Source organism: Thermodesulfobacteriota bacterium (assembly GCA_040753795.1).
Taxonomy (GTDB): Bacteria; Desulfobacterota; Desulfobacteria; order Desulfobacterales; family Desulfosudaceae; genus JBFMDX01.
On record JBFMDX010000006.1, the window covers coordinates 72258 to 91028 of the forward strand.

Sequence of the window (18771 nt, forward strand, 5' to 3'; positions counted from 1 at the left end):
TCTTGTTTGCGCTCCGCTGGATGCCTGACAATTAATTATTCCATGAGCCGGGTGATATCATTATAAAAAACCAGAATCATCAGGGAAATAAGAACGAACATCCCAAACTGCTGGGCGACCTCACGGGTTTTCGTGTCCACCGGCTTGCGGCGGATCACTTCAATAGCGTAAAACAGGAGATGGCCGCCGTCCAAAACCGGGATGGGCAGAAAATTGAGGATGGCCAGGTTGACGCTGATAAAGGCCATAAAGGCCAGCAGGCTCCCGGCCCCCTCTTCAGCCTGTTTGCCGGCCATCTGCGCGATCAGGATGGGTCCGCCCAGCTCTTTGGTGGACAAGGCGCCGGTCACCATCTTGGCCAGGCCGAGCGCCGTCAACCGGATGATGTTCCAGGTGGATTCCAGGCTCTTGGAAAAGGCCGCCACCGGGCCGATGGTTTCCCGGACCACATCTCCGGAAGCGACAATGCCCAGCACATAGCGTTTACGGGGCTCGCCGAAAATCGTTTTGCCGTCAACCATGGCGGGAGTGACGGACAGGGTGAGTTTATCGCTTCTCCGGTCGATCACCAGCGTCAGTTCACGACCGCCGCTGCCGTCGATCATGGCCGCCATTTCTTCCCAGGTTTTGATCGGCTGGTCATTAACGGCAGCGACCAGATCCCCGGGCATGATGCCGGCCCGTTGCGCCGGCATATCGGCACTGACTTCACCGATCACCGGCTTCAGCCAGAAAACACCGTATGTCTGGTATAAAGCGAAAAAAATCAGAACGGCCAGCAGCAGGTTGAAAAAAGGGCCGGCCGCCACAATCATGATCCGGCGGAAGACCGGCTGGTGGGTGAATGATTCGGGAATATCTTCTTCGGCGATCTCGTCCCCGGGATCCTCCCCGACCATCTTGACATAGCCGCCCAGAGGGATGGCCGACACCCGGTAGTCGGTCCGGCCGCGCTGAAAACCGAACAGCCGGGGACCGAATCCCAGGGAGAATCGCTCCACGCCCACGCCGAACAGGCGGGCCATGATGAAATGGCCCAGCTCATGAAAAAAAATCAGGACGCCCAACACAATAATCAAGGCGAAGACTGTTGTCAAAATTTACTCCTCTCTAAACCAACTCCCGGGCCGTCTCTCGGGCCCAGGCATCGCCGTGTATAATATCAGACACGGCCGGTGCTGTCACCACCTTATGCCGGGCCATGACCTCCTCGATGAGGGCCGGGATCCGATAAAAGCCGATGCGTTCCTCCAGAAAGGCGGTCACGGCGATTTCGTTGGCCGCGTTCATCACCGCCGGCATGGTGCCGCCCTGGCGGGCCGCCTCATAAGCCAGATCCAGGCAGGGGAAACGCTCCCGGTCAGGCCGCTGAAACGTCATCCGGCCCAACTCCGCCAGGTCCAGAACCGGTCCGGTCGCGGGAAGACGCTCCGGGTAGGACAGGGCATAGGCAATGGCCCCTCTCATGTCCGGCAGGGACAACTGCGCCAGCATGGACCCGTCGACAAAGGAAACAAGCGAATGGACAATGCTCTGGGGATGCACCACCACCTCAATCCTGTCCGCCGGAACGCCGAAGAGAAAAACGGCTTCAATGACCTCCAACCCCTTGTTCATCAGGGTAGCCGAGTCGATGGAAATTTTTTTCCCCATTTGCCAGGTGGGATGGGACAAGGCCTGGACCGGTCCGGCCGCCGCCATAGCATCACGGCTGGAATTTAAAAAAGGCCCCCCGGAGGCGGTCAGGTGGATTCGTGACAGAAAACGCCGGTCATGGCCCTGAAGGCACTGGAAGATGGCGCTGTGCTCGCTGTCGACGGGCAGGACGGGCACGCCCCGGGCGGCGGCCAGGGACATGACCGTTTCCCCGGCCATGACCAGCACCTCTTTGTTGGCCAGGGCGACGGCCTTGCCGGCTTCAATGGCGGCCAGCGTAGGTGCCAGGCCGGCCGCGCCCACCATGGCGGAAACGACCATGTCAGCGGACGGCAGCGAAGCGGCTTCCCGGTATCCCTCCTCCCCATGGAGGATCTGAACCGTCCTTCCCGGGCCCAGACGACCGGCCAGGTCGCGGGCAGCGGCCTGGTCGACCACCGCCGCTGTTTCCGGAGAAAACCGACGGACCTGTTCCGCCAGCAGCTCCACGTTCCGGCCGGCGCAGAGGGCCCTGACGGAAAACCGCTCCGGAAAGGCGGCCGCGATTTCCAGCGTGTTTCTGCCGATGGAGCCGGTACAGCCGAGTATGGTAAGGCCTTTCATGAGACGAACACGAATTCTTTAAAGAGATAAACGATGGGAATGGCGAAAAGAACGGCGTCGACCCGATCCAGCAGACCACCGTGCCCCGGAAAAATGACACCTGAATCCTTGAGGCCCGCCTCCCGTTTCAAAAGCGATTCAAACAGGTCACCGGCCTGGCCGCAGATGCTGACCACCACGAAGAAGAGCGGCGCCATCACCCAGGGGAACCGGGGCATATCCATGCCCCAGGGCAAAAAGGGCAGCGCCAGGTTGATCAGGCAGCCGATACCGACCGTGGCCGTCATCCCGCCGAAGGCGCCTTCAATGGTCTTGCCGGGGCTGACCTCGGGGATCAGTTTGTGCCGGCCGAAAAAGGTGCCGGCGTAGTAAGCGCCGATATCCCCGCAGAACACCAGAAAAAACATCATCAGGATCCAGGTGTTTCCGCGTGGATCCTGATGAAGCATGACCAGAAAGGCCAACGGCAGGGCCAGGTAGACCATGGCAATCACCTGCATGACCACCCGGTTCATGGCATCGGGTCTTCGTTTATACTGGCTGAGAGCGCCGGCGCCGGAAAAGATGAACAGGCAGGAAACCAGCGCGCAGATGACGTCAAAACGCCCCCATATCGCCGACAGCACGATGGCCGCACCAGTTCCGCAACCTGCCATGGGAATAACGGTGAAAAACGAGGTCCCGGAAACATGCAGGGCGATGCGGTAATATTCGTACAACGCGACGCAGCAGACGGCGCAGATGAACAGGGCGAAAAACCAGTTGGCCGAAGCCAGAATCGTGACGATCAGCAGCGGGGCCAGCACGAGGCCCGTCACCCACCGTTTGGCATGCGATGCATCCGGTTTTTTCACGCGGTTTTTCCTCCCCTATTTCGATTCCGGCAGAAGCGCGGGCTACACTTTTCCGAAACGGCGTTCCCGCGTCTGGTATTCCTTGAGAATACGAACCAGTTCATCCGGCCCGAAGTCCGGCCAAAAGGTATTGGTGACAAAAATCTCCGTGTAGGCCAGCTGCCACAGTAAAAAATTGCTGATCCGCATTTCACCGCTGGTGCGTATCAGCACATCCGGATCCGGCAGATCATGAGTATCCAGATAGGCGGCCACCTGCTGTTCATCGATGCCGTCTATATCGATCCTGCCCGCGACCGCGTCGGCGGCAATCCGCTTGACGGCCCGGATAATCTCATCCCGGCCGCCGTAGCTTAACGCGATGGTCAGCACCATCTTTCGGCAATCGGCGGTCAGGGACCCGGCTTCATCCAGCACCTGCCGGACATCCTCCGACAGCATCCCGAGATTGCCCACGGCGTTGAACCGGATGCCGTTCTCCCGCAGCTCTTCCTGCCGGGTGCGGAGGAACTCTTTCAACAGGGTCATGATGCCGGCCACCTCATAGGCGGGCCGGCTCCAGTTTTCCGTGGAAAACGCGAACAGGGTCAGGTGAGCGAGGCCGATGTTCCGGCAGAAGCGGATTATCGTTTCAATCGTCTCCACCCCCCGGCGATGGCCTTCCAGACGATCAAGGGAACGGCGTTTGGCCCACCGGCCGTTGCCGTCCATGATGATGGCGACATGCGCCGGAAGCCTGTCGCTGTCCAGGCCGGAGGTGTCCGGATCAGGCCGATTAGACTTCAAGTATTTCCTTCTCTTTTTCCTGGTAGGCGGCGTCAATCCGACTGATGTACTTATCGGTGATTTCCTGGACCTTGTCCTTGGCGACTACGGCGTCGTCTTCGGAGATATCGCCATCTTTTTTCAACTGCTTCAGGTTTTCATTGGCATCCCGCCGGACATTCCGCAGGGCCACCTTGTAATCCTCGGAGATCTGGCGGGCCTGCTTGGCGATTTCCTTGCGGCGCTGCTCCGTCAGGGGCGGGATGGAAAGACGGATGATTTTGCCGTCATTGTTCGGCGTCAACCCGATATTGGACTGCAGAATGGCCTTTTCCACGTCCTTGATGGCGTTCCCGTCCCAGGGTTGAATGACGATCATCCGGCTTTCCGGAACCGACAGAGAGGCCAGCTGATTCAGCGGCGTGGGAGTACCGTAATAGTCCACCATGACACCGTCAAGAATGGAGAGGGACGCCCGGCCGGTCCGCACTTTCCGCATCTCTCCGCTGAACTTGGACAGTGTCTTTTCCATCTTCTCTTCCATCTCTTCATAAACCAGATCGATCATGGTTAATGACCTCACTTGACGTTACGATTGACAAAGCCGCCTATTGTCCGATCATTCTCGGACAATCAGCGTGCCGATATCTTCTCCGCAGATGATGCGCCGAAGGTTGCCCGGTTCCTTGATGGAAAAAACCACCAGCGGCAGGCTGTTATCCATGGCCAGGGAGATGGCGGTGGAATCCATGACGCCCAGCTGTTTTTTCAGGACATGCATGTAGGTTGTTTTCTTGATAAACTTGGCGTCGCTGGATTTTTCCGGGTCCGAATCATACAGACCGTTGACCCGGGTCGCTTTTAAAAAGACCTCGGCATGGATTTCTTCGGCCCGTAAAACGGCCGCGGTATCGGTGGTAAAATAAGGATTGCCGGTACCCGCCGCGAAAATAACGATCCGGCCCTTGTCCAGGTGCCGCAGGGCTCTCCGCAATATATACGGTTCGGCCACGGCATGCATGGCGATGGCCGTCTGGATTCGTGTCCCAAACCCGGTTTTTTCAATAGCATCCTGAAGAGCGATGCTGTTGATAACCGTGGCCAGCATGCCCATGTGATCGGCGGCGGTACGGTCCATACCGAAGGAGCTGGCCGCGACTCCCCTGAAAATATTGCCGCCGCCCACGACCACGGCCACCTGGACGCCCATCCGGGCGACCGACACCACTTCCTCCGCCATATACTTGATCATCTTCGGGCTGATGCCGAAGTTTTCATCGCCCATGAGCGCTTCGCCGCTGAGCTTAATCAGAACTCGTTTATAGCGGGAGGTATCCAAGAGAATTATTCTCCCAGCTGAAACCGGACAAACCGCCTGATCCGGATGCTTTCTCCGATTTTGGCGACGGTTTCATTCATATAATCCCGGATGGTGATATTGGGGTCTTTGACATAGGCCTGATTCATCAGGCAGACATCCTGGAAGAACTTCTTTATTTTGCCTTCCACGATCTTGTCCACCATATTGGCCGGTTTGCCCATTTCCAGAACCTGCTCCCGGTACACCTGCCGTTCCCTCTCGATCACGGCTTCGGAGACGTCTTCCGGCTCGATACCGGCCGGATTGGTGGCCGCGATATGCAAAGCGATATTCCGGGCAAAGGCCTTGAAATCATCCGTTTTGGCCACAAAGTCAGACTCGCAGTTGACTTCCACCATGACGCCGATCTTGCCGCCCATGTGAATATAAGAATCGATAATCCCTTCCGCGGTTTCCCGGCCGGCGCGTTTGGCGGCTTTGGCCAAGCCTTTTTTTCTCAAGAAATCAACCGCCTTTTCCATATCTCCATCGCATCCGGTCAGCGCTTCTTTGCAGTCCATCATTCCGGCACCGGTTTGCTCCCGAAGCTGCTTGACCATGCTGGCACTGATTGTTCCCATTTTTGTCTGTTCCTCCATATATAGCTAAAAGCTATTGATCCGCTTTGTTAGTTGCCCGAGCCGTTTTCGCCGAGGTCGTCCTCTTCTTCTTCCTGGTAATCCGCTATCGACGAAAAACCGGATTTTCTGATCCGCTCGACGATGGGGCCGTCGGAACCGTCCGAAATAATTTCACGTCCACCGGCCTGAAGGGTTTCGGCTCCCGGCCTGGCTACGGGCTTTTCTTCCACATCCTTATCGGCCACCGCCTGTTTCTTCTCCGCCCGGCGCTGGGCGCCTTCCAGGCAGGCATCGGCGATCTTCCCGGCGATCAGGCGGACGGCGCGGATGGCGTCATCATTGCAGGGGATAACATAATCGATTTCATCCGGATCGCAATTGGTGTCCACCGTGGCCACCACCGGGATATTAAGCCGATGGGCCTCCCGGACGGCGATGGCTTCCTTGCGGGTATCCACCACGAACAGCGCGCCCGGCAGCTTGGTCATGTGCTGAATGCCGCCCAGCACGCTGTCCAGTTTGACGCGTGCTTTGCCCAGTTTGGACTGCTCCTTCTTGGGATACATTTCAATCGAGCCGTCGTTGACGATTTCATTCAGGTGCTGCAGTTGCTCGATGCTGTTTTTGATGGTCTGGAAGTTGGTCAGCATTCCGCCCAGCCAGCGGTTATGAACGTAAAACATTTCCGCGCGGTTGGCCTCTTCGTAAATCGCTTCCCGGGCCTGTTTCTTGGTACCGACAAACAGAACCGGCTTGCCGCTTTCCACGACCTGCACGATAAAATCATAGGCGTCCTTGAACATCCGGACCGTCTTCTGCAGATCAATAATGTAAATCCCGTTGCGGGCGCCGAATATATACGGCTTCATCTTGGGATTCCACCGACGGGTCTGATGCCCGAAATGCGCCCCTGCCTCCAGCAACTCCTTCATCGACAAATAGCTCATGTTTCTTCTCCTTAAATTTTGTTTTTCCTCCGTTTTCATCATCCCGGCGCCGCACCCCGAGCCGCGGGCACACCGGCGTCCGGTCAGAAAACGTGTGTTTTTACAGCCCTATCCAAATTATAAATGTCGGATAGTATCAAAAGCCACGTGGCGAAACAACATTTTTTTTGTTCGCCGGATAAAAAAAATCGGGCTATTCTTCCGGCTTGATCCCGGAATAACGGATCAGGCCCTGGCTACTTCCACGGCTATCGCCCGGTCGACCGGATTGGCGCACCAGTTCCACCGCCAGAACCGGAGATGGCCGTAATCGTTGATCAGGTCCAGCCATTTGATCATGCCCGGGATGGCCGCGTCATAACTCTTCCACCCGGGGAACATGAACGGCTCCCAGGCGTGGTAGACGATCACCTGGCCAGGCCTGGCCGCGCCTTTTTCCGGACGGGCCGCCGGCGTCACCTTGACATGAATCTTGAAATCGTCAAAATCGTTGTGAACCCGGACCAGGTCGCCGTCCCTGATGCCCCGTTTGTCGGCGTCTTCCCTGCTCATGAACATGAACGGCCGGCCCTGGTGGGTCCGCAGGAGCTGTTCGTTGCTGATCCAGATGGAATGAATGCTCCAGCGCTGATGACCGCTGGTCATTCGCAAGGGGTAATCGCCGCCGATTTTCGGGTTGTCCTTGTGCACCGGTAACCCTTCTCCGGCTTCCAAAAACCAGGGGTGATCAATGTAAAACTGAATCCGCCGGTTGTAGGTCGGGTAGGGGACCTTTTTATCTCCGGTATGCCAGGTCAACGGAACGATCGGCTCATCCGGCTTGATATCCGTGGCCAGGTTCATGGACACCGGATCAAAGATGGAGACACCGGTGAACCGGACAATACCCTCTTTTCTCATGAATTCCAGGTTGGTCCCCGGCGGCATGTTGCCCAGCATGATGCTGGTCTCCAGGGCATCTTCCATCAACTCCTCGAAATTCTCCGCGCCCATGCGCTGTGCTTCAGCAATATTCCGGAGATCAATGTTGCAGTCCCTGTCCCGGGTCTGTAAATGCTGCACCAGCAGCCTGGCTTCCTCCTGGACCGGATATCTGGTCTTAAACCGCGTCTGATCCCGCTTTTTCGCGACCAGTTCAATTTTTTCAGCCAGCAGCCGGCAGATTTCCCATTCGGTTTTGGTCTCCCCCACCGGCTTGACGGCCCCGTCCGTTAACGTCAGCCAGGGGACATGGGGGGTGGGAAAGCGGGTGTCAAGCTTTTCATAAAAGCCGGCACACGGCAGGGCGTAATCGCCGTACAAAAGGGTAGTCGTCCAGCGGGTTTCAAAACCGAAAATAAGTTTGTATTTGTTCCACAGGGAGCCGAGAATATTTTTCATCCAGCCCCTGTTTTTCCGGGCCGGGTTACTGCCCACCCAGAGGTAGACCAGCGGCGTCTGATCCGGGGCAGGCTTGACGTATCCTTCCCACCAGCCTTTGGAGACCGCTTCATCATAATATTCCTTAAACTCGCGCTTCATGGTCGGGCAGTGCCAGGCCCTGTTGTCCCACGCCTTTTTATAGTCGGAATGATTGTAATAGAGGAAAACGGGGATGGTCGTGCTGAACATGCTCCGGTCAATGACCCGTTCCTGCTCGATGGAGGCCATTTCATCCGAACGGGTGGGGTCTTCCATCTTATATTTGTTCCAGATCCCCTGGACCAGACGCAGTTCTTCAGTGGCGTATGACAGCCCGATCTTGCGCTTGAATGTCTGCGCCAGAGACCCTTCGAACAGGGATTCGTTCCAGCCGCGGATGCCGCACCCTTTTTTGCCGTAGCTGCCGGTCAGGGCCAGCACCAGGCACATGGCCCGCTCGATCAAATCACCGTGGTAGTACTTGGGTGAGTTCCAGCCCACCAGCACCTGAATTTTGCCGCTGGCCCGGTAACATTTTTCCGCCAGCCGCCGGATGGTGTCCGGATGCGTCCCGCAGTTTTTAGACGATTTCTCGGGAGTATAGTCCCGGTTCAGCAGCGCCTTCAAATTGTGGAATACCGGCCGAACGGTAACAATCCTGCCGTCCGTCAGCGTCACCGGGAACTCGCCCTCCAGGGCCGGATCGCAGGGGAGTCTCAAGGTTTCAAGGGGCGCCCTGACCACCTTGCCGGCCTTGGCGTCCCAGAAACAGAACTGGTCGGCCCTGCCCCCGGGTTCGATTTCGGATACGGTCAGGAACCGACCGGTGTCTAAACGGACCAGCAGGGGCAGGTCGGTCTGCTCCTTGACAAACGGAACATCGATCCACCCCTTTTCGATAAGCACCTGGCAGACAGCCAGGCCCAGGGCGGCGTCGGAACCCATTTCCACCGGAATGTATTCATCGGCGTGCATGGTGCTGGGGTTGTAATCCGGCGCGATGGAGACGACATCGGCGCCGTTGTATCTGGCTTCCGCTATAAAATGGTAGTCCGGAATCCGGGTATAAACCGGGTTCATGTGCCAGATCAGGATCAGTTTGGAAAAATACCAGCCGTCCACCGAATCCATGAACTGAAACTTGCCGAATGTTTCGTAGATACCGCGGTTGAAGTCGCCGATGGTGGAATCCACATCCAGGACGGTGGCGCCCAGGCCAAGCATCAGCCGGTAAATGGCGATCAGGTTCAGCCACCCGCCGTTGCCCGGACCGCTCTCAAAAATGATGGATTCCGGCCCCTGGGCCGCCATAGCGTCCACCAGGCCTTCGGCGATTTCCGTCAGGCACTGGTCCCAGGAGATCCGTTTCCATTTGCCGCCTCCCCTTTCGCCGATCCGCTTCATGGGGTATTTAAGGCGGTCCGGATTATACATCTGAAGGCTGTAGGAAGCCCCTTTCTGGCATCCCCGGGGGTTGAAGTCCGGGCCGGAAGGATCGATGACCGGATACCTGGCCGCCTGTTCTTCCCGGAAGACGATGCCGTCCCTGGAGTAAACCCGCCACAGGCAGTTGCCGGGATAGCAGTCCACCAGGTGGGTGCCGTAGGTGACCTTGTCCCAGGTCCACTCTTGCCGGTGAAGATCCTCCCAGCCGGTGTAGTCCCAGTCTTCGATGGTTTTTGCGGCGGCGTTGGCGACACTGTTGCCTCCCAGAAAACCAAGAGAGTTCAGGGACAGCAGGGCCACCGTCGCGCCTGCTCCTCTTAAAAAGGTTCTGCGGGTGATTTTCATTTCTTTCATTGCAAAGCCCCCCTGACTTGAATGATCGATAATACTTGAAAGGAATCCGCATGGTTGGAGATTGAAAAGAATGTATTCGGATTTTAAGGATAAAACGCCCGGGTTGCAACTCTTTTATTAAACCGGGGATTTGCCAAACCGGTTAACGGGAACGCCGGCCGTTAATCCTGTTTCCGTAACCGGGCCACCCGGTCATGACCGGCCAGGTCCCGGGAAAAAGAAACATCCCGGCACCAGGCGGATTCCTCCGCCAGGGACTGGATCCGGGGCTGCTGGTCCCAGCCGATTTCCATCATCAGCAAGCCGCCGGGGGTTAAAAATCGGCCGGCCTCGACAATAATGTGCCGGATATGATCCAGTCCATCGCTGCCGCCGTCCAGGGCCCATCGGGGTTCGTAATCACGGATTTCCGGCTCCAGTCCCGGTATGTCGGCGGTGGGGATGTAAGGCGGGTTGACGACGATCATGTCAAAACAGGCGGCAGCGGCTTTGACCGCCCCAAACCAGTCGGAGGCAAAAAAGACAACCCGTTCGTCCGGAAGACAGCGCCGGGCGTTTTCCCCGGCTACACGCAGCGCTGCCGGAGAAATATCGGAGGCGAAAAACCGGCCGGCCGGCGAATCGGCCGCAAGCGAAAGGATAACGGCGCCGGAGCCGGTGGCCAATTCAAGAACCGACGGCGACCGCCCTAAAGAAGCCCGAATCCGGGACAGATCGGCCAGGGCGTTTTCCACCAGGCACTCCGTGTCGGGGCGGGGGATCAGCACGTCCCGCGTGACGTTCAGGGTCAGATTCCAGAACCCTTTGGCTCCGGTGATATAGGCCACCGGCTCCCGCCGCAGCCGCCTCCGGACCAGTTCCCGGTAATCGTCCAGTTCATGGGAGGAAAGCGGTTGATCAAACCGCAGGTAAAGATCGAGACGCTCGGTTTTGAGGGCATGGGCCAGCAGCAGTTCCGCTGAAACCCGGGGGCCTTCAACCTCATGGGAACGGAAAAAATCGGTGGTTAATCGAAGAACCTCGAGAATCTTCCGGGGAGGGTTGTCACTGGGCATGGCCGGCGTCCAGCGACTGGAGCTGCTGGGTGTTGAAATAAACCGACAGGCCGTCGAAGAGTTCCCCCAGCTGCCCCTGGAGAATGGAGTCCAGCTTGTAGAGCGTGATGCCGGCGCGATGATCCGTCACCCGGCCCTGGGGGAAATTATAGGTGCGGATCCGGCCGCTGCGGTCGCCGCTGCCGACCTGCTCCTTTCTATCTTCATCCCGTTTGGCATTCTGCTCCTGGATCATGCGGTCCAGAATACGGGCGCGCAGAACCTTCATGGCCTTGTTCTTGTTCTTCAACTGGGACCTTTCTTCCTGGCAGGTCACCACGATACCGGTGGGCAGGTGCACCAGGCGGACGGCGGAATCGGCGGTGTTGACCGATTGGCCGCCCGGGCCGCTGGACCGGTAAATATCCGTGCGGATGTCGGCCGGATTGATGTCGACTTCCACTTCTTCGGCTTCCGGCAGCACCGCCACCGTCACCGCCGAGGTATGAATCCGGCCCTGGGCTTCGGTTTCCGGGACCCGCTGCACCCGGTGGGTCCCGCTTTCGTATTTAAAACAACTGTAAGCGCCCTGGCCGTACACCATGAAAACGATTTCCTTGAAACCGCCGGAACCGGTTTCATGGCTGTCCATGATTTCGGCTTTCCAGCCCTTGTTTTCAATAAACCGCCAGTACATGCGGAAAAGGTCATGAACGAAAAGGGCCGCCTCTTCGCCGCCGGTGCCGGCCCGGATTTCGATGAGGACGTTCTTGGAATCGTTGGGGTCTTTGGGGGTGAGCTGGGTCTTGAGTTCAGTCTCGAGCAGGTCCAGCCGGGAGGTCAGCATCTCGACCTCCTGTTTGGCCAGTTCCTTTATGGCGACGTCCCGGTCGTTCAGCAGATCGCGGCTCTGTTCCAGGTCTTCTTTTGTCTTTTTGTACTTGCGGTAGACTTCAACAATTTTTGACAGTTCCGAGTGCTCCTGGCTGTAACGCAGATAGGTCGCCCTGTTCTGGTAAACACCCGGATCGGACATGAGGGTTTCCAACTCGGAGAAACGGCCTTCGACCTCTTGTAGCTTATCAAACATCCGCTGTCTTTTTAACCGCCGTCAAAAACGGCTATTAACTGTTCGGCCCGGGCGACTACTGCTGCTTTTTCTGATCCTCGAATTTGGCGTATTTCCGGCGGAACCGCTCGATTCTTCCGGCGGTATCCACCAGTTTCTGCTTGCCCGTAAAAAAAGGATGGCACTTGGAGCAGATTTCAACCTTTATCGTTTCCTTGGTGGAACCGACCGTGAATTCATTGCCGCAAACGCACCTGGCGCTGGCTTCAAAAAATTTCGGATGAATATCGGTCTTCATTTTTCTTCCTCCCTTATCACTGTCTGTATTGTCAGGCCCTGAATCCGTCGTATTTTTGACGCTAAGAATTCATGGCCTGTAAAAATTCTTTATTATCCTTTGTGCTGCTCATTTTATCAAGCAAAAATTCCATCCCATCCACAGAATTTAAAGAAGCCAGTAATTTCCGCAGCACCCAGACCCGGTTGAGCACACTCCTGTCCACCAGCAACTCTTCTTTACGGGTACCCGACCGGTTGATGTCGATGGCCGGATACACCCTCCGGTCAGACAGCTTTCTGTCCAGATGGATCTCCATGTTGCCGGTTCCCTTGAACTCCTCAAAAATAACCTCGTCCATGCGGCTGCCGGTATCGATCAGGGCCGTGGCAAGGATGGTCAGGCTGCCGCCTTCCTCTATATTGCGAGCGGCGCCGAAAAACCGTTTGGGACGATGCAGGGCGTTGGAATCCACGCCGCCGGAGAGGACCTTGCCGCTGGACGGCACCACCGAGTTGTAGGCCCGGGCCAGACGGGTGATGCTGTCCAGGAGAATCACCACGTCCTTCTTGTGCTCCACCTGGCGTTTGGCTTTTTCAATGACCATTTCCGCCACCTGGACATGCCGTTCGGCCGGCTCGTCGAAGGTGGAACTGATTACCTCGGCGTTGACGGAACGCTGCATGTCGGTCACTTCCTCCGGCCGTTCATCGATGAGCAGAACAAAGGGGACCACCTTCTTGTGGCTGGCGATGATGCTGTTGGCGATATTCTGAAGCAGCATGGTTTTGCCGGCCCGGGGAGGGGAAACGATCAGCCCCCGCTGGCCGAAACCAATGGGCGTCAGCAGGTCCATGATGCGCATGGAATAATTGTCCGACTCCCGCTCCAGCATGATCTTCTGGTTGGGGAAAAGCGGCGTCAGGTTGTCAAAGAACGTTTTCTCCCGGGCGACCTCCGGGTCTTCGTGGTTGATGGCTTCCACTTTCAGCAGGGCAAAATACCGCTCGTTTTCCTTGGGCTGTCGGATCTGGCCGGAAACGATATCGCCCGTTCTGAGATTAAACCGACGGATCTGCGACGGGGAGACATAAATATCATCCAGGCCCGGCAGGTAGCTGTAGTCCGGGGATCGTAAGAAACCGAAGCCGTCGGACAGCACTTCCAGCGTGCTTTCGCCGAAAATATAGCCGTTGTTTTCCGCTTCATGCTGAAGGATGGCAAAAATCAGCTCCTGCTTTTTCAGGCCCGCATAGTCGATATTCAGCTCGTGGGCGATGGTTTTCAACTCCTCCATCTTTTTCTTTTTCAATTCCGATAAATTCATACGGTGATCACCTTTGCTGATTGATGTGGTATGTTATGCCGGTAACAGGGTGGCCGTGTCCGGCGACTGGATATTCCTGATATGACCGTCCGCGCGACAATGTCCGAGACGCCTGAGGTGGTTACATCAATTTACCTGAAATAAAAACCTGACTATTGATTGTCCTGCGAAAATTTGAAAAACCTGCTTAAAAGCCTGCTTAAAAAAACGGTGCCTGGGTGTTCATCAAAAGGCGGGCAACGATTATGTTCGTTTCCTGTATATAAAATAAAAATCGGCCGTGTCAAGCAATTTCCGCATGAAATATTCGGAAAATGATTATTTGGGGCTTGACAAACAAGGCCATATTTTTATAAATGAATTTTTTTGCCATCGGCAAGTGAAGGACTCGAACCTGTCAACAAAATCATATAAGGAGAAAGAAATGAACGTTCTGTTTTTCGGTCCCAACGGAAGCGGTAAAGGCACCCAGGGCGCCATTCTGAAGAAGAAGTACGACCTGCCTCACATTGAATCCGGTGCTATTTTCCGGGATAACATCTCCAAGGGCACCGCCCTGGGGAAAGAAGCCAAAGGCTATATCGACCGCGGCGATCTGGTCCCGGACGAAATCACCATCCCCATGATCCTCGACCGCCTGCAGGAACCGGACTGCAAAAAGGGCTGGCTGCTGGACGGCTTCCCCCGGAACAAGGTCCAGGCGGTCAAACTGGATGAAGCCCTGAAGGCCAAGGGACTGAACCTGGATATCGTGGTGGAAATCGTCCTGGACCGGCAGATCGCCAAAGACAGAATCATGGGCCGCCGGTTGTGCGTCAACGACAACAACCATCCCAACAATATTTTCATCGACGCCATCAAGCCCAACGGCGACAAATGCCGCGTCTGCGGCGGCGATCTGAAGACCCGCAGCGACGATCAGGATGAAGCCGCCATCAGCAAGCGCCATGACATTTATTACGACACCAACACCGGGACCCTGGCCGCCGCTTATTATTTCAAAGACCTGGCCGCCAAAAGCAAGGGCATGAAATACATCCCCTTAGACGGCAAACCGGATGTGAAAACCGTGACCGACGAGCTGGTTTCGAAGTTGTAATATTTTAAAATAATTATAAACAACATTATGTTACAGGGCATCGTTAAAAATCAGCGGTGCCCTGTAAAATTTTTCTTGCTAAACCGTTTTAATCTGATAGTATCACCGGCTTGAACAGGCTTATTGAAGCCTGACAAATACAAACCTTCGGAATCAGAAAGATTTTGAAGGATAGAAAGGGTGAGGCAATTTGAAAGAGATTGAAGTCCGCGTCATTGACAACGACTTGGAAAAGGCCATGAAAATTCTGAAGAAGAAGATTCAGAACGACGGCCTGTTCAAACGGTTGAGACTCAGAAAAACCTATGAAAAACCGAGCGAGTTCAAGCGACGCAAAGAGCGTGAAGCCATGCGACGGCAGCGCATCGCCGAAGTCAAACGACGCCGCTACCGGTAATTGTTTCACAGCAGGATTTATTGTTTAAAAACCCGGTCATTACCTTATGGCCGGGTTTTTTATTGGAAAAAGCCATGAGCAGAAAAACCCCCTATGACCGCTGCCTGGAAGAGATGTTCCAGCTCCGGCGGTTCGGCATCAGGCTGGAACTGGCCACCATCCGCGCCATTCTGGCGGCCCTGGGTCATCCCCAGCGCCAATACCCCGCCATCCACATCGCCGGCAGCAACGGCAAAGGTTCCACCGCTTCCATGCTGACGACGATTCTGTCGCGGGCGGGATACAAGGTGGGGCTATACACCTCCCCCCATCTGATCCGCTTCAACGAACGCATTAAAATCAACGGTCGCGAGATCAGCGACAGCCGGGTCGCCGCCGCCTATAAAGCGGTTAAAGACAAACACGGAAGGAAACGGCCGCCGACTTTTTTTGAATACACCACCGCCATGGCCTTTTATGAATTTGCCCGGCAAAAGGTCGACGTAGCGGTGATTGAGACCGGCATGGGCGGCCGCTATGACGCCACCAACGTGTTGACGCCGATTCTTTCCATCATCACCAATATTTCCCTGGAGCACCAGGCTTACCTGGGGAAGACCCTGGCCGCCATCGCCGGTGAAAAAGCCGGCATCATCAAGCCCCGGGTGCCCCTGATCACCGCCGTCCGCCAGGAATCGGCCATAGCCGTCATCCGGCAGACGGCGAAGGAAAAGAAAGCGGACTGTTTCCGGCTGGGCGAACAGTTTACGGTCAGGCGACACCGTTCCGGGGACTTCTCCTATTCCGGTCCGGCTATGAAGATCAAGAACTTGAGTACCCGCCTCCCCGGCGCGCACCAGACCAGCAACGCCGCCCTGGCCGTGGCTGCCTGCGAGGTGCTGAACTCCCGCGGCCGCCTGTCCATCCCCGAAGAAAGCATCCGCCAGGGGTTGCTGGAAGTCAGATGGCCGGCCAGACTGGAAATCGTTTCCAACAATCCCCTGGTCATCATTGACGGCGCCCACAACCTGGCCGGGGCCGGAATCCTGTCCCGGTACCTGTCCACGTCCGCGGAGCTGGCCGGGAAGAAAATCCTGCTGGTCATCGGCATCCTGGACGACAAGCCCTATGAGGCCATGCTCAAAAAACTGGTGCCCTTAAGCGACAGCGTCATCCTGACCCGGGCAAAAATCGGGCGCGCCATCGAACCCCAGGTCCTGGCCCGGATCGTCCGCCCCATGAAGCGCCGGTTTGAAATCGCCGGGTCCGTGGAGGAAGCCGTGCGCCAGGCGGTCGACAAAGCGTCCCCGGCCGACGCCATATGCATCTCCGGGTCACTGTACGTGGCCGGCGAGGCCAGGCACGCCTTGACGAAAATGGGCATCATCCGTGGCGAAACCCCGAAGGCCGCCTCCGGAGAAATGTTTCTGATCTGATCCGCCGTTGCGGCCGGATTTTATTTTACCGCCTTTCTTTCCTCATCCTTGCTGTTGCTGGACGCAAAATTCACTTGGCCAAAAAGCTTCGGGGTGGAATTTGGTGTTGACATGATCGGGGAAACTGGTAAATATGTGCCTGTGCGCCCGTAGCCCAGGGGATAGGGCGTCAGCCTCCGGAGCTGGAGATCGCAGGTTCGAATCCTGCCGGGCGCGCCACACTAAATAGTCTCACAATAAAAAACCGGTCAGTTGCTGGCCGGTTTTTCTATTTTTACAGGGTAAAAGGATTGGTCGCTCTTTCCCTGGCCACGGTCGAGGAAGGCGTCTCGCCATAGTCGTGGCCGGGCCAGACAATGGTGTCACCGGGAAGCGTGTAAATCTGGTCTTTGATGGACGCCAGCAGGGTCCGGGTCGAACCGCCGGGCATGTCGGTCCGGCCCACGGCGCCCACAAAGAGCGTGTCGCCCGTGAAAACATGACCGGGGGTGTACAGGCAGATGCCGCCCGGTGTATGGCCGGGCGTGTGCAGAGCGGTCAGCTTGATGCCGCCGACGGCGATGTCGTCCTTATGCCGCAGCAGCTTGTCCGGCCGGGGTGACGGCCGGCCGCCCAGGGCCGCGGAGAAAACACCGCTGACTACCCCTTTGAGCCGGTCGGCGTCATTTTCATGAATCATCAGTTTGGCGCCGGTGGCCTTGATGACGGCGGCGTTGCCGGCGCAATGGTCGGCGTGCCCATGGGTGTTGATGACACAGGCCACCGTGTAGCCCGCGGCCTTCACCATCCGGACAATCTTGTCGGTGTCAAAGGCCGGATCGATCAGGGCACAGGTTTTGACGGCCTCGTCCCCGACCAGGTAGCAGAACGTGTCCATGCGGCTTAATTTGATCTGTCGGATATCCATGGCAGAAACTTATCCTACTTTACATAAACCGGTGTTAACCCCTTGATCATGGGGTAATTTTTGATATTAAGTGTTTTCAGTGCGGATTTCTCCACCTCGCAGGTAGCAGCTATGATCGCGTCGGCCAGTCCGACCCCGTGAGAGCGGCCATACTCACGCTTATAGAGGCCTCCCCTCCGGGCAATCTCGGCGTTTACCGGGATAACGGGAAAAAGGGAGACAAATTGTTCCAACACCGCTTGTTCCTGCTCCCTTTTCACTCCGGCATACAACTCGGCGACAACGACGGCCGAAAGAACAATCCGGGAAGAATGGGCGGTAACAAAAGACTCTGCCTTACTGTAACCCCGAAAGAAATCCACCAGCACATCCGTGTCGGGAAGAAAAATTGCCGCCATTATTTATGCCTGTCCCATTCCTTCCGGATTGTCTTGAAGTCGGGAAGATCCTTTCTATCCTTCCAGATTCCGGCTGCCTCCCTCAATACGCTTTGCCGCCGGTCAGGACTTGCCTGATGGATGAGGCTGTCAACAGCCTCCCGGATAAGCTCGCTCTGCTTTTTCCCCAGAGCTTTTGAAATGGCGGCCAGTTCCGCACGCTGGCGATCGGTAAGATATATTTGAGTGCGAATCATATTTCATCTCCATTGATGTATACATCATCATTATACATCACTTTTTCCCTCTGTCAATAACCAGACACGGCAGCCAGAAAGCCTCTTATTTTGATCGGCCGGATGGCCAGAACAAATGACGGCCCCCAATTAACACCAACATGGCAACTCAGGCGACACTTCCCAGATACCGTGCCAGCATGCGGTGGCGGTGCCGAAAAAACGCCTTGATGATCCTGTTCGTCAGCCGGCCGGCAAAACGCGGCTCAAAGGTCAGTTCGTCGGTGAGGATGCACCCGGCGGAAGCGGCCTCAATGCGGCGGACATGCCGCCACAGGCGCATCGAGCCCATGGGGGACTGTTCCACCAGGCCGACGCCGGGCTCCAGGCTTTCCAGCGTCAGGTCGGAAAAGTCGAACGGGATGACGCCGAAAAGCAGGATCCAGCTTCGAAAAAGTCGCTTGCCCGGGGTAACAACAATAGACGTCAAATCCGTGACGCCCGGCGGCGCCGACATGCGCATATACGGCGCCATCTCCTTTGAGATCCCGCCAAAGGATGTCATCCACGTCCATACCTTTTCCGGCGTGGCCGAAAGATGCGTTGAAAATTTGAGGTGGTAGGTCATGTTGGCCTGATTTGTTTAACGTTTGCGGTCATCGGCGC

General features: G+C 56.5%; 20 protein-coding genes and 1 tRNA gene. 4 read left to right on the forward strand and 17 right to left on the reverse strand.

Going from position 1 to position 18771, the window contains the following annotated elements:
- Positions 1-35: 35 nt before the first annotated feature.
- From rseP to rho, 13 genes are all read right to left on the reverse strand, one after another.
- The gene (gene rseP / locus AB1724_09275) at positions 36-1097 is read right to left on the reverse strand and encodes an RIP metalloprotease RseP (protein ID MEW6077991.1); all 1062 of its coding nucleotides are present in this window, start codon (positions 1095-1097) and stop codon (positions 36-38) included.
- 13 nt (positions 1098-1110) lie between these two features.
- On the reverse strand, positions 1111-2259 hold the full coding sequence (locus AB1724_09280; GenBank protein MEW6077992.1) for a 1-deoxy-D-xylulose-5-phosphate reductoisomerase: 1149 nt from the start codon (positions 2257-2259) through the stop codon (positions 1111-1113).
- The gene (locus tag AB1724_09285) at positions 2256-3113 is read right to left on the reverse strand and encodes a phosphatidate cytidylyltransferase (GenBank protein ID MEW6077993.1); all 858 of its coding nucleotides are present in this window, start codon (positions 3111-3113) and stop codon (positions 2256-2258) included. Before AB1724_09285 ends, AB1724_09280 begins: the two co-directional genes overlap by 4 nt.
- Positions 3114-3155: 42 nt before the next feature.
- Positions 3156-3899: an isoprenyl transferase gene (locus AB1724_09290; GenBank protein MEW6077994.1), complete on the reverse strand. Its 744-nt coding sequence runs from the start codon at positions 3897-3899 to the stop codon at positions 3156-3158.
- Entirely contained in the window at positions 3889-4446 is a 558-nt protein-coding gene (gene frr / locus AB1724_09295; GenBank protein MEW6077995.1) for a ribosome recycling factor, read from the reverse strand. The genes AB1724_09290 and frr overlap by 11 nt, the downstream gene beginning before the upstream one ends.
- A 51-nt stretch (positions 4447-4497) precedes the next feature.
- Positions 4498-5217 (reverse strand): UMP kinase, encoded by a 720-nt coding sequence (gene pyrH / locus AB1724_09300; protein ID MEW6077996.1) that lies wholly within the window; start codon positions 5215-5217, stop codon positions 4498-4500.
- Between the two features lie 5 nt (positions 5218-5222).
- Positions 5223-5819, reverse strand: coding sequence for a translation elongation factor Ts (tsf, locus tag AB1724_09305; protein ID MEW6077997.1), 597 nt, complete (start codon positions 5817-5819; stop codon positions 5223-5225).
- 47 nt (positions 5820-5866) lie between these two features.
- Positions 5867-6766, reverse strand: a complete 900-nt coding sequence (rpsB, locus tag AB1724_09310; protein ID MEW6077998.1) for a 30S ribosomal protein S2 — start codon at positions 6764-6766, stop codon at positions 5867-5869.
- 225 nt (positions 6767-6991) lie between these two features.
- A complete protein-coding gene (locus AB1724_09315) occupies positions 6992-9967 on the reverse strand; it encodes a molybdopterin-dependent oxidoreductase (GenBank protein MEW6077999.1) in 2976 nt (991 codons plus the stop codon).
- 161 nt (positions 9968-10128) lie between these two features.
- Positions 10129-11022 (reverse strand): peptide chain release factor N(5)-glutamine methyltransferase, encoded by an 894-nt coding sequence (gene prmC, locus AB1724_09320; protein ID MEW6078000.1) that lies wholly within the window; start codon positions 11020-11022, stop codon positions 10129-10131.
- The gene (gene prfA / locus AB1724_09325; protein MEW6078001.1) at positions 11012-12091 is read right to left on the reverse strand and encodes a peptide chain release factor 1; all 1080 of its coding nucleotides are present in this window, start codon (positions 12089-12091) and stop codon (positions 11012-11014) included. The genes prmC and prfA overlap by 11 nt, the downstream gene beginning before the upstream one ends.
- A 55-nt stretch (positions 12092-12146) precedes the next feature.
- The gene (gene rpmE / locus AB1724_09330) at positions 12147-12368 is read right to left on the reverse strand and encodes a 50S ribosomal protein L31 (GenBank protein MEW6078002.1); all 222 of its coding nucleotides are present in this window, start codon (positions 12366-12368) and stop codon (positions 12147-12149) included.
- 61 nt (positions 12369-12429) lie between these two features.
- A complete protein-coding gene (gene rho, locus AB1724_09335; protein ID MEW6078003.1) occupies positions 12430-13674 on the reverse strand; it encodes a transcription termination factor Rho in 1245 nt (414 codons plus the stop codon).
- A 424-nt stretch (positions 13675-14098) separates the two neighbouring features.
- Between rho and AB1724_09340 the strand changes: the two genes are divergently transcribed.
- The 4 genes from AB1724_09340 to AB1724_09355 all read left to right on the forward strand — a co-directional run bounded on the left by AB1724_09340 (position 14099) and on the right by AB1724_09355 (position 16804).
- Entirely contained in the window at positions 14099-14773 is a 675-nt protein-coding gene (locus AB1724_09340) for an adenylate kinase (protein ID MEW6078004.1), read from the forward strand.
- A gap of 190 nt (positions 14774-14963) precedes the next feature.
- The gene (rpsU, locus tag AB1724_09345) at positions 14964-15170 is read left to right on the forward strand and encodes a 30S ribosomal protein S21 (GenBank protein ID MEW6078005.1); all 207 of its coding nucleotides are present in this window, start codon (positions 14964-14966) and stop codon (positions 15168-15170) included.
- Positions 15171-15244: 74 nt separating this feature from the next.
- Positions 15245-16585, forward strand: a complete 1341-nt coding sequence (locus AB1724_09350) for a folylpolyglutamate synthase/dihydrofolate synthase family protein (GenBank protein MEW6078006.1) — start codon at positions 15245-15247, stop codon at positions 16583-16585.
- 143 nt (positions 16586-16728) lie between these two features.
- Positions 16729-16804: transfer RNA gene (locus AB1724_09355), tRNA-Arg, on the forward strand.
- A gap of 55 nt (positions 16805-16859) precedes the next feature.
- Here AB1724_09355 and AB1724_09360 read toward each other — a convergent pair.
- The 4 genes from AB1724_09360 to AB1724_09375 all read right to left on the reverse strand — a co-directional run bounded on the left by AB1724_09360 (position 16860) and on the right by AB1724_09375 (position 18628).
- Positions 16860-17492, reverse strand: coding sequence for an MBL fold metallo-hydrolase (locus AB1724_09360; protein ID MEW6078007.1), 633 nt, complete (start codon positions 17490-17492; stop codon positions 16860-16862).
- Positions 17493-17506: 14 nt separating this feature from the next.
- Complete coding sequence (locus AB1724_09365) at positions 17507-17890, reverse strand: type II toxin-antitoxin system VapC family toxin (GenBank protein MEW6078008.1); 384 nt, start codon at positions 17888-17890, stop codon at positions 17507-17509.
- Positions 17890-18126 carry a ribbon-helix-helix domain-containing protein gene (locus AB1724_09370; GenBank protein MEW6078009.1) on the reverse strand — a complete coding sequence of 79 codons (237 nt, stop codon included), beginning with the start codon at positions 18124-18126 and terminating at the stop codon, positions 17890-17892. The genes AB1724_09365 and AB1724_09370 overlap by 1 nt, the downstream gene beginning before the upstream one ends.
- Positions 18127-18274: 148 nt before the next feature.
- Entirely contained in the window at positions 18275-18628 is a 354-nt protein-coding gene (locus AB1724_09375) for a hypothetical protein (GenBank protein ID MEW6078010.1), read from the reverse strand.
- Positions 18629-18771 lie beyond the last annotated feature (143 nt).